The sequence below is a fragment of the Rhizomicrobium sp. genome (assembly GCA_037200045.1).
Classification (GTDB): Bacteria; Pseudomonadota; Alphaproteobacteria; order Micropepsales; family Micropepsaceae; genus Rhizomicrobium.
Genome location: JBBCHM010000001.1, coordinates 1,993,552 through 2,008,787 on the forward strand (window position 1 = coordinate 1,993,552; position 15,236 = coordinate 2,008,787).

Here is a 15,236-nt window from a genome sequence, read left to right on the forward strand (position 1 = left end):
GGCCGATTCTTCGGCTCCCTCGAAACCGCTGTGAGCGGCGATGCTTTCGCACCGCCGCTCTCAGGCCTAGCGGAACAGCGACAGAATCGTCTGCGGCGCCTGGTTGGCGATCGACAGAGCCTGGACGCCGAGCTGCTGCTTGACCTGCAAGGACTGCAGCGTGGCGCTTTCCTGGGCCATGTTCGCGTCGACGAGGTTGCCGATGCCGGTCGTCAGCGTGTCGGACAGCTTCTGCGCGAAGGTCGCCTGGATCGAGAACTTCTTCGCGCCGGCGGAAAGCTTGGCGAGAGCGGAGTTCACATTGGTCAACGACGCCTGGATGGTGGCGACGAGCGTCGAGGCCTTGGCTTGGGTCGAGATCGTGTTGGTCGACTTCAGCGTGACGATCGTGCCCGAAAGCGCGAGCGTCTGGGACGACGTCGTGATGCGACGCGTGCCATCCGAAGACGCCAGGGCCGTGATCTGGGTCGTCGAACCGTCGACCAGGTTGGTGCCGTTGAACGACGCGTTCTTCACGATGGTCGTGATCTGATCGCGCAGTGCGACGAAGTCCTGGTTGAGGGCCTGACGGCTGGCCGTATCCAGCGAAGAGTCCGCGGCGGACAGCGCCTTGGTCTTGAGCTGGATCAACAGGTCGGAGATCGACTGTCCGGCGGACAGCGCGACATCGACCGCCGAGGTGGCGCGGTTGAGACTGTCGGTGACGGCGGCGTAGCCGGCGACAGCGCCACGCTGGTTCTGCGCGATGGCGTAGGTCGAACCATCGTCGCGGGCCGACGAGACCTTGAGACCGCTGTTGATCGCGGCTTGGGTGGTGTTCAACTGCGACTGGGTCTGGTTGAGGTATTGCAGCGCGACGAGGGCGCCGCTGTTGGTGTTGACGCTGAAAGACATGATTGTCTCCGTTCTGGTGTGGGTCGAGCGTTTTGCTCGCGGGCTTTTTGCCCGCCCTTACCCGTTGGCAAGGGCCATGCCGGAGAGGCTTCAGGAATTTCTAACCATCGATTGCGAAGCGCGCCCGGAAATCCCTGCCCGGTAAAATTTGACGCGCATTGTCCGCGTTAGGCATTTTCTTCCTTCGCGGCGGCAAAACTTGCCGGCGCGGGCGGCAAGTCTTGCCGGTCGGGGCACAAAAAAAGAGCGGCGCGGTCTCCCGCGCCGCTCTCGCACGCAAATTCCCCACTACTTGAAGAGCGACAGGATGGTCTGCGGCGCCTGATTGGCGATCGCGAGGGCCTGTACGCCGAGCTGCTGCTTGACCTGCAAGGACTGCAGCATCGCGCTCTCCTGCGCCATGTTGGCGTCGACCAGCTGGCCGATACCGGCGGTCAGCGTGTCGGAGAGCTTGCTGGTGAAGGTCGACTGAATCGAGAACTTCTTCGCGCCGGCGGAAAGCTTGGCGAGAGCGGAGTTCACGTTGGTCAGCGACGCCTGGATGGTGGCGACCAGCGACGAGGCCTTGGACTGCGTCGAGATCGTGTTGGTCGTCTTGAGCGTCACGATCGTGCCCGAAAGCGCAAGGTTCTGGGCGGAGGTCGTGATGCGACGGGTACCATCCGAGGATGCCAGGGCCGTGATCTGGTTCGTCGAACCGTCGACCAGATTGACGCCGTTGAACACGGCGTTCTTCACGATGGTCGTGATCTGATCGCGCAGGGCGACGAAGTCCTGATTGAGGGCCTGGCGGCTGGCGGTGTCCAGCGAGGAGTCGGCCGCGGCAAGCGCCTTGGTCTTCAGCTGGATGAGCAAATCCGAAATCGACTGTCCCGCGGAAAGCGCAACATCGATCGCGGACGAGCCACGGCTGAGACTGTCGGTCACGGCCGAGTAGCCGGCAACCGATCCGCGCTGATTCTGGGCGATGGCGTAGGTCGAGCCATCGTCCTTGGCGGATGCCACCTTAAGACCGCTGTTGATCGCGTTTTGTGTCGTGGTGAGCTGCGATTGCGTGGCGTTGAGGTATTGCAGCGCGACCAGGGCGCCGCTGTTCGTGTTGACGCTAAAGGACATTGTTGTCTCCATTCCATTCTGGTGGGCGACGGCGTTCTGCACGTCTAGGGCGCAAGCGCCCCCGGCGGAGGATTTCGCAAGCGCCATGCCAGAAAATGGACCGGCGGAAACCTTTTAAGTGATTGATCTTGCTTGATATTGTCCCGGGGTCGGACCGGGTGCGTTAGGCATATTTTGCCGCCCGGCAGAAACGGAAAAGGCCGGCTTGCGCCGGCCTTGCCCAGGCTATCCCTTGCGCGGGCTTTCTTCAGGCCGCGCCCTGCAGGCCCTGCATGATGGTGCGGTTGACCTGGATGAGCGGATCGAGCGAGGCGCCGTTGCGCGTCACCTGCTTGGAATATTTCGTCACCCACAGCGAGAGCGAGACGATCTTGGCGCGGACATCGGTGGTCAGCGCGTTGCGGTCGTCCATGCAGTCGGCGGCGAGGGTGCGCCACAGCGTGCGGTTCCAGTCGATCGCCTCGGCCAGCGGTCCGCCGGCGATGCCGCGCTGCTGCGCCTCGATCAACGCGCCGGTGACCTGGCCGAACAGCCGGTATTCGGTCGAACGCGGGTCTTCAGTAACCCGCTGCGTGTTTTGGTAGGCTTTCAGGGTCATAGCTCAAGCGTTCCTGTTCGAAGTCGAAGAGTTTGCGGCAGGAGATCAGCGCCTTGTAGTAGGCCCCGGCCATGACGTCCCGGCTGATCTCGATGCAGGTGGAGAGCGTCTGGCGGTTCTGGATGGCGCCCATGAACTCGGTCATGCGCAGCGCGAATTCGTTGTAGTACTGCTCGGTCGCCTCGGGATCGAGGTACATCATCATGATCGGCACATAGATGCGGCGCGCCGGCGTGGTCGCCTCGTGCGGCTGCATGATGTCCTTCTCGCGCAGGACGCAGGCCTTGTTCTGGATGACGAGGCTGGTGCGCTTGTCGCCATTGGTCAGCACGGCGCCGTTGAGCACGAATTTCTCGCCAGGCTTCAAGGACAGTTTCAGCGGCATCGTTCTCGTCTCCCAGCGTGCGCGGCGCACGTTCGATCGCCGTGAGGCTAACCCTTGCGTGGTTAACAAACCGCTTGCGATCCGCGGCTTTGCGTTTACCCGGGATTAGGCATACCCGGGTCTTAATCGTGGCGGAAAATCCGGGAAAACCGCCATGGCGCAGCCAGCCCCTATCCCTTCGATGGAACGTCTCGTCGGCATGGACGCCAAATTCCAGGCGCTCGCCAAGCTCGAAATGCTGCAGGAAGAAGTCGACGCGGCCGTCGCGCGCAAGACGTCCAACGGCATGCTGCGGCGCGCGATCAAGGCGTGGCGCCGCGGTGACATCGTCCGCTCCGGCCAGCTCGCGCTGGAATCGACCGGCATCGACGAGACCAATTCCAAGGCCTATCACGTGCTCGGCATGGCGCTGGAGCGCATGGGGCATATCCACAAGGCGCTCGTCACCTATGAACGCGCCTTCGAGCTCGACCCGGACGATCCGGAACTGCTGATCAATCTGGGCCTGATCGCCTGGAACCTGAAGCAGATCGACGGCGCGGCGCGGATGTTCAGCCTCTATATCGAGGCCTGTCCCGAAAGCCCGCTCGGCTACAACAATCTGGGCTCGGTGCTGTGCGACATGGGCGAGCCGGAACGCGCCATCGAGACGCTGCGCGCCGCGATCTTCCGCATGCCGCAGGAGCCGATCCTGTGGAACGCGCTGGCCACCGTCCTGGCCGAGGAAGGCCGCGCCGAGGAGAGCCTGGTCTTCTATAACGAGTCCGTCCGCCTCGATCCGAAATTCGCGCGGCTGCACCACAATCTCGGCTACGCCTATGCGCATCTGGGCATGCTGAAGGAATCGCTCGCCGCCTACGAGACCGCGCTCGCCCATGTCACGGATCCGAGCGAGAAGCTCGAGACGGCGCATTCGCGCGCCATCTGCCTGATCGGCATGGGACGGCTGGAGGAAGGCTTCCGCGAATTCGAGATCCGCAACAATCCGCGCTTCCGCGCCTATACCAATCATCTCATCAAGGCGCCGCTCTGGCAGGGCGAGGACCTTTTGGGCAAGCGCATCGCGGTCGTCGGCGAACAGGGGCTGGGCGACGAGTTCATGTTCGCCACCATCCTGCCCGACCTGGCGCGCATGGTCGGCGACACCGGCCTGCTGCAGATCGCGGTCGATCCGAGGCTGGTGCCGCTGTTCCAGCGCTCCTTTCCCAATGCCGAGGTCGGCGCCTATGACGACCGCACGCTGATCGATGCCGACGGCAACAAGCCGCTGCGCTTCATGAAATTCATCACCGACAGCCAGGAGCCGGATTATTGGGCGCCGATGGGCTCGGCGCTGCGGTATCTGCGCAAGGACATCCAGGATTTCCCGCACGAGGCGTTCATCCTTCCCGACCAGGGCCGCGTCGCGAATTTCCGCGCCGCGCTGAAGGCGAAGGGGGCCGGTCCCTATATCGGCATCTGCTGGCGTTCGATGATGCTGGCCGCCAAGCGGGCAAAATATTATTCGGCGCTCGACATGTGGGAGCCGATCCTGAGGACGCAAGGCGTCACCTTCGTCAACCTGCAATATGGCGACGCGGCGGCCGAGATCGCCTCCGTGCGGGAGAAATTCGGAATTGAGATCCATGCCCTCGACGTCGACCTGAAGGACGACATCGACGGCGCGGCGGCGCTTTCGGCGGCGGTGGATCTGGCGATCTGCGCGCCGACGGCGGCGGCCGCGAACGCCGCGGCGGTGGGAACGGAGGTGTGGTTCCTGACGGCGGGCCGTACCTGGCCGCAGCTCGGCACCGACGAATATCCCTGGTACCGCAAGACGCAGGTCTATTCGCCGGAGAAATTCGGCGATTGGGCGAGCCTGATCCCGCAGGTCGCGGAACGGCTTGCGGCTTTCGCGAAGCAATAGCCGCCAGCTTCGCCGCGACGGCGCGACGGGCGCGGCCGATCATCTCCATCTGGACGATGAGCGCATTCGCCGCGGTGATGAGCGCGCGCACTTCGGCGCGGCGTGCCAGGGCGGCGCGGCCATAGCGGCCGTGGCGGAGGCGGTTGCGGTTTCCCAAGGGTGCGCCGCGCGGACGCCCGGTGCGCCTGCCCAATTGAACCTCAACTCTCGGGAGGGGGTGGGGGGTCGTCGGCGACGCGGCGCACATTGATGTCGTGGTTGAACCGGCCGTTGAGCTTGGCCAGCGCCAGCACGAGGCCGGCCGAAGTCTTGGCGACGTTGATCGCGTTCTCGAACTCGGCCCTGCGGAGAAATCCGTTCTCGTCGTAGTTGAGCGGAATGGTGTTCGCGCGCTTCAGCGCGTCGCGCATGCCCTCGGTCAGGATATCGAGCTGCGCTTCGAGGCGCGCTTCGATGATGCCGGCGGCAAAGCGGGGACGCGGTTCGTTCGGTTTCGGCTCGACAGCCTTTTGGTCGTTCATGCCAGGAATGTTGTCTCTGACATGGCCGGTTTCAAGGCCAAAACCAGGAAAATCGTCTTATCCACGATCACGATTTTCAGCCCGTTGATCGGGCAGCGGTTTTTCGCGCGCGCTGTTGGACAAGTCGGCGCGCGTATCGACGGACCCATCGCGCGGCGCCGCGATGGGTCCCGGCTCTCGCTCCGCTCGGCCGGGATGACAGCGAAGTTAAGACCTATTGCCCCTTGCGCAGGTTCTGCTCCACCGAGACGACGCAGCGGCGATAGGCGTCGGTGTCCGGCTGATAGCCGCGCGCCTGGCAGAAGCGCGGCGCCTGCGGACAGCCCTGTGCCGTGCAGCCGTTCGGCGCCACCGTCGCGGCCGCGTCGTCCTCGTCGCCGAACGGCGCGAAGTCGCTGCATCCGGCCAGGCCGAGGGCCATTGCGATCGCCAAAATTCCGATGCGTGTCTTCATCGCGCGTGTCCAACCCCAATCGCGTTTGCCGCCCGCCGCGAGCGGCCAGTGCCGATTTTGGATCAAGGCCCCTGCCGGCGCAAATTCTGTTTCACCGAAACCACGCAGCGATCGTAGTTCGCGGTGCCCGGGACATAGCCGCGGGCGACGCAGAATTGCGGCGCCTGCGCGCCGTCAGGCTGCCGCAACGTGCCGTCCGGCGGGTACCGCCCGGGCGGACCGTCGTCGGGAAACAGCGAGTCGGTCGCGAAGCCGCGCTGCGGCAGCCCCAGGCCGGCGATGATCCAGTCGGGCGAGGTCAGCGCCATCACCCGGTTGACCGAGCAGCCGCCGGCGCCCAGGGCCAGCAGCACGACGAGCAGAAGTCTTGCGCTCACGGCGGCCTCAGAACTGGATGACGAAGCGAAGGCTGGCGCCGTTCGGCGCCGCGTCCAGGCTCAGGCGGTAGCGTTGCGGGTGATAGCGCGTCACGACGGCGTAGTTGAAGCCATAGGCGACCGCGGCGCTGGCCAGCGTGTCGTACCAATGGTTCTTCTTGTTGTCGGTCAGCGCATAGCTCGACACGAACCGCGCGGCATAGGCGGGCAGCCCGTACTGCCAGCCATAGCGGTCCCACAGAAAATCCGCCGAGGAATCCGCCAGCGCCAATTCGGGTGGCGCGAAGGAATGGAAATCCGAATGGTCGGGCCGCCTTATGCGCACGAGCTGCTGCAGGGCGTAGGTCGTGCCGACCGTCAGGCCGGCCGCCACGGCGAACTCGCCGAACCCTTTCCAGTCGCGATGCAGCAGCGCCACGCCCGCCGCGCCGACGGGAAGCGCGATGTTCAAGATGTTGCCGGCCTTGCGCAGGCCGCTATCCGCGGCGAGGGCCGGCGGCGCCCAAAGCCAGGCCGCCGCGCACAGACCTGCGCAAACCGTCCTCAACCGCATGGCGCCCCCAAAACCCGTTATTTTGCATAGTTGGCGGTCAAGTCGCCGCCCCAGTCAAGGCGGGCCGCCTATTGCTGCTGCTGGTGATAAAGATGCTCGGGCATCGAGGGCGTCGGGCGCGGCGCGCTCATCGGGCGGGCGACGCGCAGGAAATCCTCGTGGCGGACCGGCGCCTGGGTCGGCTCGACCGCGACGGAGATCGCAAGCTCGCTCTCCGCGCCGCCCTTGTAGGTGCCGCGCGTCGGCGGCACGTCGGCATAGTCGCGGCCGACCGCGGCGCGGATATGGCGCTCGCCGGTGACGATGTCGTTGGTCGGGTCGATGCCGATCCAGCCGAGGCTGGGCAGATAGGCCTCGACCCAGGCATGGGTGGCGTTGTCGGCCGAGCGGTCCTGCCGGCTGCCGCGATGGTAGAGATAGCCCGACGTGTAGCGCGCCGGGATGCCCCAGGAACGCGCGACCGCGATCATGATATGGGCGAAGTCCTGGCAGACGCCGCGCCGTTCCTTGAGCGCGACCTCGATCGGCGAGGACGCGTCGGTGATGCCGGGCTTGTATTCGAAGGCGTCGTGGATCGTGGTGCTGAGATGGCGCAGCGCGGTCAAGGGATCGCCCCTGGGCTTCTCCAGCGCGTGGGCGGCGATGAAGCCGCGCAGCCCGGGCGTCATATGCGCGAAGGTCGAGGGTTCGAGCAGATCGAACTGCTCGTCGGAGAGGTTGTAGGGATTGTAGCGGCCCCATTCGAGCGCGTCGGCGGCGCCGGGGAGCGGCGGCTGGCTGGCGATCTCGACGACGGCCTGGGCCTCGATGCGAAGCTCCTCGTGGTCGCGCAGCACGTTGAAGTGATAGACGGCGTTGCCGAGATAATCCGTATACGCATAAAGCTGGGCGCGCGGATTGGTGGTGATCTGGAAGCTGCGCAGCGACTGCGGCCCTTCGGAGCGCGGCTGCATGCGCAGTTCCATGACCGACTCGCGGATCGGCGCCGAGTAGCGGAAACGGGTGACGTGGCGGATGGAGTAATACATGGCCGCTCCTAACCTCTCCCGCTTGCGGGAGAGGTCGGCGAGCGCCGCGAGCCGGGTGAGGGCCCGCAGCCACACCCCTCACCCGAAATTCGCTTCGCGAATTTCGACCTCTCCCGCAAGCGGGAGAGGTTATCGCGCATCACGCTCACAGCACCGTCTCCGCGCCGTAGGAGATGTAGGCCAGGTGCACGCTTTCGTGGATCTGCTCGCATTGGCGCGTGATGTCGGCGAGGAAGGGCACGATGCCGCCGCCCATCAGATCGTCGATCTGGCCGAAATCGACCGTCGCCTTCAGCCGGCCCGCCAGGCGCTCGACCACCGCGCGGCGCGCCGGCGGGGCGGCGGCGGCGACCTTGCCGAGCGAATCCACCACGCGGTCGACCGCGAAGCGCACCGAATGGGGGAATTCGCCGTCGAAGACAAGGAACTCGGCGATCTTCTCGGGCCGGATCTGGGCGGTGTAGGCGCGGCTATAAGGCTCGAAGGCGGAGCAGAATTTGAGCAGCACCAGCCAGTCGAAATATTTCGGCGCCGCGACGCCGGGCAGGCTGCGGAAATGCAGATCGAGCAGGCGGCTGACGAGCTGGGCGCGCTCGATATGGCGGCCGAGCTGGATGAAATACCAGCCTTCGTTGTGGCTGAGCGTGGAATAGACGACGCCTTCCAGCGTGTGGAAATCCTCCAGCGCCTCGCGGAAGATCCGGGCGGGGTGATGGCCCCACACCGCCTCGGCCGTGACCGGCGAGAGCCGCAGATAGAGCTTGTTGAGGTGCTCCCACACTTCGGTGGAGAGCTGTTCGCGCACCTGGCGGGCGTTGTCGCGCGCGAAACGCAGCGAGGCGACCAGCGAGGACGGGTTGACGCGGTTGAAGGCCAGCCCCTGGGTGATGACATAGGCGTCGTGCGCCTTGGGCGCGAACTCCTCGCCCGACAGCGCCTCGACGACGCGGTGCCAGGCGGCGTCGGCGTCCTCGCGCGATTGTTCGACCATGGATTCGAGCTTGACGGCGACGAGGCGGGCGGTGTGCTCCCCGCGCTCGATATAGCGGGCCATCCAATACAGGCTGTCCGCGACCCGGCTTAGCATTGCGGCACGCGCAAGGGGCTTTCACGCGGAGACGCGGAGACGCGGAGAACGAACTCCGCGTCCTCCACGGCTCCGCGTGAATCAAAATAAGAGTTGTCATGGCCCGCGAATGCGGGCCACCCAGGTGAGATATTCTCCAATGGAGAACGTCGAGGGGCGAACTCTCTCTGACAAAACGGGGCAGGCGTCACCTGGGTGGCCCGCATTCGCGGGCCATGACAGCGGGGGGCGGGGTGGGAGTGCGACGTCATTCGCTCAGCACCCAGGTATCTTTCGAGCCGCCGCCCTGGCTGGAATTCACCACCAGGCTGCCGCGCTTGAGCGCGACGCGGGTCAGCGCGCCGGGGACGATGGTGGTGTGCTCGCCATGCAAAATGAACGGGCGCAAATCGACATGGCGCGGCTCGACCCCGCCGTCGACGAAAGTCGGCGCGGTGGAAAGTTGGATCGTCGGCTGGGCGATGTAATTGTCCGGATCGGCCTTGACCTTTTCCGCGAAATCCGCGCGCTCCTTCTGCGAGGCGTGCGGGCCGACCAGCATGCCGTAGCCGCCCGACTCGCCCACCGCCTTGACGACGAATTTGTCGAGATTGGCGAGGACGTGGGACAGCGATTTCTCCTCGCGGCACAGATAGGTCTCGACATTGTCGAGGATCGGCTCTTCCGACAGGTAATAGCGGATGAGGCGCGGGACATAGGCGTAGACCGCCTTGTCGTCGGCCACGCCGGTGCCCAGCGCGTTGGCGACCACGACGTTGCCGGCGCGGTAGGCGTTGAACAGGCCGGGCACGCCGAGCGAGGAATCCTCGCGGAAGATGAGCGGATCGACGAAATCGTCGTCGATGCGGCGGTAGATCACGTCGATGCGCTTGAGGCCACTCGTCGTGCGGGCATAGACGACGTTGTCGTTGACCAGAAGATCGCGCCCCTCCACCAGCTCGACGCCCATCTGGCGGGCGAGGAAGGCGTGCTCGAAGAAGGCGGAGTTGAACACGCCAGGCGTGAGCACCGCGATGGAGACGTCGTCGTGATAGGGCGCCAGGCTGCGCAGCGTGGCGAGAAGCTCGTTGGGATAATGCTCGATGGCGCGCACGCCGGTGGAGCGGAACACCGCGGGGAAAGCCCGGCGCACCACGTCGCGATTGGCGAGCATGTAGGAGACGCCGGAGGGAACGCGCAGATTGTCCTCCAGCACGACGAAATCGCCGGCCTCGTTGCGCACCAGATCGCTGCCGCAGACATTGACATAAGCGCCGTGCGGCACGGGCAGGCCGCGCATCTCGCGGCGATAATGTTTCGAACCGTAGATCATCGAGCGCGGCACGATGCCGTCCTTGAGCACGCGGGCGTCGCCATAGATGTCGCGCAGGAACAGGTTCAGCACGGTGATGCGCTGGCGCAGGCCGGCATCGATGCGGGCCCATTCCTTGGCGGTGACGATGCGCGGCAGAAGATCGGTCGGGATGATCCGCTCGGTCGCCTGGTTGTCGCTGTAGACGGTGAAGGTGATGCCCTGGTGCAGGAAGGAGAGCTCGCAGGCCTGCTGGCGGCGCAGAAGCTCGCCGGCCGGCAGCGTCGTCAGCCGCCCGTCCAGCGCGGCGTAGTGCGGGCGCACCGTGCCGTCGCGCGCGAACATCTCGTCAAACGGCTTGCCCAGCGCGTAGTGCTCATAGGGCGCATCCCGCCCGGGCAGGCAGGCGCGGTTGGGCTGGTGGTTGTCCGGCCCGCCGAAATCTTCCGTGTGCGCCAGTACTTCGTGCTGCATCCGCGAAATGTGACGGGATTTCACATCCTTCCGTCAAGCGGTCCTTTTGGCGGCGCCCCGGCCGGCGGCGGTCAAAAGCGCGCAGCCGCCCTTATGCATGGGCCCGGTGGCGCCGGACGGGCGCCGCCGCGGGCACCATCCGGACCGGCCCGCCGAGGAATTTGCGCACGTCCAGGGCGGTCTGGTCGGCGAGTTCTTCCATCGGGATATGGCCGGTCTCGGCATAGATGATGACCTTGGAGCCGGGGATCGCGTCGTGCCAGGTCGCGGCGGCCGACACCGGGATCAGGTGGTCCTGCTCGCCCCAGAGGATCAGGACCGGCATCTTCAGGGCGCCGATATGGTCCTTCACGAAGCTCGTATCGTCGGCCTCGCCGAAGCGCTCGGCGGTCGCCGCGCGCGAGCCCTCCATCCGCGCGAAGTCGGCATATTGGTCGATCATCGCCTCGGTCAGGATCTTCTTGCGGACGATGGCGTCGGCCAGGGCCTCGCGGACCAGCGGCTTGGGATCGAGATGGCCGAGGATCGGGCGCAGCCAGCCCTGGCGCAGCAGGCGGAAGGCGAGCGGCGGGCTGTCGCCCGCGCGCGACGGCATTCCGCCGGCATCGACCAGGATCAGGGCGGTGACGCGATCGGGATGTTCTTCGGCGAAGCGGGCGGCGACACCGCCGCCCATGGAATTGCCGGCGAGCGCGAAGCTCTTGAGGCCAAGCTTGTCGGCGAAGGCGAGCACGAATTCCGCCATGCCAGCCTGGCTGTAATCGTGGTTGGCGGTGGCGCCGGTCAGGCCATGGCCGGGCAGATCGACCGAGACGACGCGGAATTGGTCGGACAGCGTGTTCGACCAGGGCTCCCAGGTGAACAGCGAGGCGTTGGAGCCGTGCAGGAGCAGCAGGATCGGCGCGTTCGTGGCGCCGCGGACGCGGTAATGGGCGCGGGCGATGTACGGGCCGAGAGTCGCCGATGGTCCTGATCCGACATCCTCGGGTGGCAGGGTTGAGGGATAGCTCAGCGTCACGAATTGCGACGGCGGCGTCGCGTATTTCGCTTCCAGCGCGGCGCGCGGGATGTCGGGGGCGCTGTAGACGTAGAGACCGACGCCGAGCAGCACGAGGAAGATGACGACGATACCGATGAACACACGCATGGTAGGCTCCAAGATCGTTGAGCAAGTGTAGAACGCTTTGAAGCGTTGCACATATCCTACCCTCCCCTTGAGGGCCTGTTGCGCAAAGACGGGCCCTCAAGGGGAGGGTAGACACCGTCAATACTCCAACCCGCCCGGTCCCGGATCGTCTGGAGGTCTGGGCAGCGAGACGATCATCGCCGGTTCGGCAGGACGTTTCGGGGTTGGGAGTTTGCGCGGCGGCGTTTCAAGAGCGGGCAGGATTTCGGGGCGCACGGCTTCGCCACCCGCCGACCACGCCAGCGTGTCGAAATTCGAGCAGGTCCGGCACACCGCCGACCACTCATCCTGCGCCATGCCGCAATGGCGGCAGCGCCATTCGGCGTCGCGCGGCGCCCGCGCGGCGCGGGCGAGCCAGGCATGGGCGAGCGTCGCGTCGGCCCGCTCGCCTTCCTCGATCTCCGCCATCAAGGCGCAGACCCGCGCGCTGGCGTGATCGCCCAGGAGCGGCGCCAGCAGGCGCCGCGCCTCGGACCAGTTCCTGGTCAGCACCGCCTCTTCGCATTCGAGCAGGCGGCTCTCGAAATGATCGCGGTTGAGATGGGCGAGGCCGACAAGGCGCGCAACACGCTGTTCGTTGCTCTCGTCCGGCTTCATCGCGGCGTAGATCTCGGCGAGATCGGGATGCGGCGACACCGCCCAGCAGGCTTCCACCACGCCCTGCGCCCGCCACAGCTTACCGGCGGCCGCGAGCTTCTTCGCCGCCAGCATCGCCGCCGGCGCGAGGCCGGGCTCGAGCGCCAGCGCGTCCTCGGCACGCGCGAGCGCGGTGTCGGTGGCGCCATGGCGGTCGGCTTCCAGCGCCTCGGCGGCGAGCAGAACGGCGCGGCGGCGGCGCAGGACCGGACCTTCCAGCAGCTTGAAGCGCGCGAGGTCTTCCAACACCTTGCGCGCGTCGGCCCAGTCGCCGCGCGCCGCCTTGAGTTCGAACAGCGCGTTCGCGGCCCAGGCCACGCGCGGCCGCAAGGCATGCGCGCGCTCGGCGAAGACCAGCGCCTGGTCGGGCTGGTCCTCGCGCGCCGCCAGCAGGAAGAGGCCGCGCAGGCCGAGAAACTCGGTCTGTTCGTGATGCAGCATGGCGCGATAGGCGTGGCGCTGCGCGGCGGCGTCGCCGTCGACCTGCGCGCTCTGCGATTGCAGCAGCAGCGCCAGCGGATGGGTGCCGAGAATGCCGCGCGCCCGTTCGGCATGGCGGCGCGCCTCGCCGGCGTCGCCCGAGGCGATGGCGAGGAGGCCCTGGCTGAGCGCGTCATTGCCGCGCCGCATGCGCCGCGCGTTGAACCAGGCGCCGATGGCGCCGGGACCGGTGACGAGCGTCGTGATGAGCCGCGCCAGAAGGATGACGACGACGGTGAAAAGCACGGCAAGCGCGATCGCAACCGCGGCGCTCATATGGATCTCGTAGGCGTCGATCGTAAAGACGAGTTCGCCCTGGCGGTCGGCGATCCATACGATGCCGATGGCGAGCAGCGCGGCGCCGACCAGAATGCCGATGAGCCGGATCACGGCGCCGCCAACAGCGCCGCCATGCGGCGGGCGAGGCCGGCGGTGTCGCGCGCGATGGCGGCGCGCGCCCGGGCTTGGTCGCGCCAGGGCTTGATGGCGGCGCGGGCGGCGCCCGTCAGGCCGTCCAGCTCCGCGAGGGCGCCGTCGAGATCGCCGGCGTTCAGCCGCGCCCCGGCGCGGGCCAGCACGGCGTCGCTGTCCTGGCCCTTGCGCTCCCCGATGCGGCGCACGACGACGAGATTGCCGATATTCGCCCACAGACGGCCCAGCCAGGTCGTGGCGCGCGCGGCGTGTTCGGCGGCCAGCGCCTGCGCGGCGGTATCGGGGAAGCGCTCTGCCAGCAGAGCCTCGTTCGGCGCGCCATGCGGCGCGATCGCCGCGAGGTCGGCGGCCTCCGGCGTGTTCGGCATCAGGGCGGCGAAGGCGGCCAGTTCGCCGGCGAAGGGCGACCGCGTCGAACTGGCGCGCACCAGATTGGCGAGCGCGAGCTCGGCGGCGGCGCGCTTCATCGTGGCCGAGGCGTCGAGGCTTTCAAGATGCGCAATGCGGGCGGCGAGCGTGGCCTGCTCCGCCTGCACGGCGGCGAGGCGCTGCGGCACATCCGAGCCTTGCGCGCCGCGTTCGAGCGTGGCGAGGCGCAGATCGAGATCGGCGAGGCGGCGGTCGGAGGCGTCCAGCCTTGCGGCGGCCCCTGGATCGGGCGTCGCTTCGAGCTTGCCGACACGGGCGCCGAGCGTGGCGATCTCGCTCTGGGCCTGGGCGAGCGCCGCCGCGGCGCCGTCATCGGGTTTGGGTTTCTCCAGCGCGGCGAGGCGGGCTTCGTCGGCGGCGAGACGCTCGCGCAGCAGCGCGACCTCGCCCGGTGCCGCCGGCGCCGCCTTGTCCTGGTTCATCTGCCAGAACAGCAGGAACGCACCGGCGATGACGACGGCCAGAACCAAAAGCGCGACGACCACCCCCGCGCCGGCAAAGCGCGGCGGCGGCGGATGCACGACGTGCACGGTGTGCGGACCGGAGGAATCGGCGGCGCTCATGCGGCCAAGTATGGCGGCGCTAAGAGAGGCCGTCGAGCAGCGCGGCCTGGTTGGGGCGCGCGGCGATGCGGATCGCCTTGAAATTCAGGCCGGCAAGCGGCCGGGCGGCGGCTTCGCTGATGCAGCAGGCGATGAGGCGGACGCAGGCCGGTTGCAGATTTACTCTGGCAATGCAGGCCGAAAAGGCTTGGGCGCCGCGGGCGGAGAACAGCAGGACGGGCGTCGATCTCGCCGGCTTGCAGCGCGGCGTGGGCGGCGGCGGGAAGTTCTTCCGTCACAGGCACGTCATAAAGCACTTCAAGGCGCACGGTGAAGCCGGCCGCCCGCAACGCGCTTGCGAGCCGGCCCTCGGCCTCGGCGCCGGCGGCGTGGAGCAAGGTGCCGTCCTGCGGCTTGGCCCAGCCGCGCACGGCGGCGGCCAAGGCTTCGGCGTTGCCGTCGGCGTCGCGGACATCGGCGAAGCCGGCGGCGCGCGCCGCTTCGGCGGTCTGCGCGCCGACGGCGAAGATCGGAAAGTCGCGCCGCGAGCTGCGCCGCGCGAAGGCGCGCACGCCATTGGCGCTGGTGGCGAGGATCGCCTGCACGCCCTCCAGATGCAGCGGATGGCCGTCGTGGTAGCGCACGCGAAGCAAGGGCGCGACGAGCGGGACGTGGCCCCGCGCGCGCAGGAGCACGGCGGTTTCCTCGGCGTCGTCGAGCGGGCGGGTGACGAGGACGCGCATGAAACAAGAGTGTCATAGCCCGCGAATGCGGGCTACCCAGGTGACGCGCGAAGATGTGGTGTTACCTGGGTCCGCCGCATTCGCGGCGGATGACACTATATATT

Annotated in this window: 16 protein-coding genes; 1 reads left to right on the forward strand and 15 read right to left on the reverse strand. The window is 67.0% G+C overall.

Features of this window, described 5'->3' with window-relative positions; all coding sequences use genetic code 11:
* Nucleotides 1-66 precede the first annotated feature (66 nt).
* From WDM86_09440 to flbT, 4 genes are all read right to left on the reverse strand, one after another.
* A complete protein-coding gene (locus WDM86_09440) occupies nt 67-894 on the reverse strand; it encodes a flagellin (GenBank protein MEI9990249.1) in 828 nt (275 codons plus the stop codon).
* A gap of 288 nt (nt 895-1,182) precedes the next feature.
* Complete coding sequence (locus WDM86_09445) at nt 1,183-2,010, reverse strand: flagellin (protein MEI9990250.1); 828 nt, start codon at nt 2,008-2,010, stop codon at nt 1,183-1,185.
* Between the two features lie 247 nt (nt 2,011-2,257).
* A complete protein-coding gene (flaF, locus tag WDM86_09450; protein MEI9990251.1) occupies nt 2,258-2,608 on the reverse strand; it encodes a flagellar biosynthesis regulator FlaF in 351 nt (116 codons plus the stop codon).
* Complete coding sequence (gene flbT, locus WDM86_09455) at nt 2,568-2,993, reverse strand: flagellar biosynthesis repressor FlbT (GenBank protein ID MEI9990252.1); 426 nt, start codon at nt 2,991-2,993, stop codon at nt 2,568-2,570. The genes flaF and flbT overlap by 41 nt, the downstream gene beginning before the upstream one ends.
* 154 nt (nt 2,994-3,147) lie before the next feature.
* On the opposite strand from flbT, the gene WDM86_09460 reads away from it, so the two are divergent.
* Nucleotides 3,148-4,899 carry a tetratricopeptide repeat protein gene (locus WDM86_09460; protein ID MEI9990253.1) on the forward strand — a complete coding sequence of 584 codons (1,752 nt, stop codon included), beginning with the start codon at nt 3,148-3,150 and terminating at the stop codon, nt 4,897-4,899.
* A gap of 200 nt (nt 4,900-5,099) precedes the next feature.
* Here the strand turns inward: WDM86_09460 and WDM86_09465 are convergent, their stop codons facing one another.
* The 11 genes from WDM86_09465 to WDM86_09515 form a co-directional block, all read right to left on the reverse strand.
* A complete protein-coding gene (locus tag WDM86_09465) occupies nt 5,100-5,420 on the reverse strand; it encodes a hypothetical protein (protein ID MEI9990254.1) in 321 nt (106 codons plus the stop codon).
* 214 nt (nt 5,421-5,634) lie between these two features.
* Nucleotides 5,635-5,874 (reverse strand): hypothetical protein, encoded by a 240-nt coding sequence (locus tag WDM86_09470; GenBank protein ID MEI9990255.1) that lies wholly within the window; start codon nt 5,872-5,874, stop codon nt 5,635-5,637.
* Nucleotides 5,875-5,936: 62 nt separating this feature from the next.
* A complete protein-coding gene (locus WDM86_09475) occupies nt 5,937-6,251 on the reverse strand; it encodes a hypothetical protein (GenBank protein ID MEI9990256.1) in 315 nt (104 codons plus the stop codon).
* A 7-nt stretch (nt 6,252-6,258) separates the two neighbouring features.
* A complete protein-coding gene (locus WDM86_09480) occupies nt 6,259-6,804 on the reverse strand; it encodes a hypothetical protein (GenBank protein ID MEI9990257.1) in 546 nt (181 codons plus the stop codon).
* A 68-nt stretch (nt 6,805-6,872) separates the two neighbouring features.
* A complete protein-coding gene (locus WDM86_09485) occupies nt 6,873-7,832 on the reverse strand; it encodes a transglutaminase family protein (protein MEI9990258.1) in 960 nt (319 codons plus the stop codon).
* Nucleotides 7,833-7,977: 145 nt separating this feature from the next.
* Entirely contained in the window at nt 7,978-8,919 is a 942-nt protein-coding gene (locus WDM86_09490) for an alpha-E domain-containing protein (GenBank protein ID MEI9990259.1), read from the reverse strand.
* A 247-nt stretch (nt 8,920-9,166) separates the two neighbouring features.
* Entirely contained in the window at nt 9,167-10,684 is a 1,518-nt protein-coding gene (locus WDM86_09495) for a circularly permuted type 2 ATP-grasp protein (protein ID MEI9990260.1), read from the reverse strand.
* 91 nt (nt 10,685-10,775) lie between these two features.
* Nucleotides 10,776-11,831 (reverse strand): alpha/beta hydrolase, encoded by a 1,056-nt coding sequence (locus WDM86_09500; GenBank protein MEI9990261.1) that lies wholly within the window; start codon nt 11,829-11,831, stop codon nt 10,776-10,778.
* Nucleotides 11,832-11,948: 117 nt separating this feature from the next.
* Nucleotides 11,949-13,376, reverse strand: a complete 1,428-nt coding sequence (locus WDM86_09505) for a heme biosynthesis HemY N-terminal domain-containing protein (protein MEI9990262.1) — start codon at nt 13,374-13,376, stop codon at nt 11,949-11,951.
* Nucleotides 13,373-14,410: a hypothetical protein gene (locus WDM86_09510; protein MEI9990263.1), complete on the reverse strand. Its 1,038-nt coding sequence runs from the start codon at nt 14,408-14,410 to the stop codon at nt 13,373-13,375. The genes WDM86_09505 and WDM86_09510 overlap by 4 nt, the downstream gene beginning before the upstream one ends.
* Entirely contained in the window at nt 14,407-15,132 is a 726-nt protein-coding gene (locus tag WDM86_09515) for a uroporphyrinogen-III synthase (GenBank protein MEI9990264.1), read from the reverse strand. Before WDM86_09515 ends, WDM86_09510 begins: the two co-directional genes overlap by 4 nt.
* Between the last annotated feature and the right edge of the window lie 104 nt (nt 15,133-15,236).

What these genes read in the sequence shown, in the direction of transcription:
- WDM86_09465 (MEI9990254.1), bottom strand. Translation starts at nt 5,420, where the DNA reads ATGAACGACCAAAAGGCTGTCGAGCCGAAACCGAACGAACCGCGTCCC.
- WDM86_09480 (MEI9990257.1), bottom strand. Translation starts at nt 6,804, where the DNA reads ATGCGGTTGAGGACGGTTTGCGCAGGTCTGTGCGCGGCGGCCTGGCTT.
- flbT (MEI9990252.1), bottom strand. Translation starts at nt 2,993, where the DNA reads ATGCCGCTGAAACTGTCCTTGAAGCCTGGCGAGAAATTCGTGCTCAAC.
- WDM86_09495 (MEI9990260.1), bottom strand. Translation starts at nt 10,684, where the DNA reads ATGCAGCACGAAGTACTGGCGCACACGGAAGATTTCGGCGGGCCGGAC.
- flaF (MEI9990251.1), bottom strand. Translation starts at nt 2,608, where the DNA reads ATGACCCTGAAAGCCTACCAAAACACGCAGCGGGTTACTGAAGACCCG.
- WDM86_09440 (MEI9990249.1), bottom strand. Translation starts at nt 894, where the DNA reads ATGTCTTTCAGCGTCAACACCAACAGCGGCGCCCTCGTCGCGCTGCAA.
- WDM86_09460 (MEI9990253.1), top strand. Translation starts at nt 3,148, where the DNA reads ATGGCGCAGCCAGCCCCTATCCCTTCGATGGAACGTCTCGTCGGCATG.
- WDM86_09515 (MEI9990264.1), bottom strand. Translation starts at nt 15,132, where the DNA reads ATGCGCGTCCTCGTCACCCGCCCGCTCGACGACGCCGAGGAAACCGCC.
- WDM86_09510 (MEI9990263.1), bottom strand. Translation starts at nt 14,410, where the DNA reads ATGAGCGCCGCCGATTCCTCCGGTCCGCACACCGTGCACGTCGTGCAT.
- WDM86_09485 (MEI9990258.1), bottom strand. Translation starts at nt 7,832, where the DNA reads ATGTATTACTCCATCCGCCACGTCACCCGTTTCCGCTACTCGGCGCCG.
- WDM86_09500 (MEI9990261.1), bottom strand. Translation starts at nt 11,831, where the DNA reads ATGCGTGTGTTCATCGGTATCGTCGTCATCTTCCTCGTGCTGCTCGGC.
- WDM86_09470 (MEI9990255.1), bottom strand. Translation starts at nt 5,874, where the DNA reads ATGAAGACACGCATCGGAATTTTGGCGATCGCAATGGCCCTCGGCCTG.
- WDM86_09445 (MEI9990250.1), bottom strand. Translation starts at nt 2,010, where the DNA reads ATGTCCTTTAGCGTCAACACGAACAGCGGCGCCCTGGTCGCGCTGCAA.
- WDM86_09490 (MEI9990259.1), bottom strand. Translation starts at nt 8,919, where the DNA reads ATGCTAAGCCGGGTCGCGGACAGCCTGTATTGGATGGCCCGCTATATC.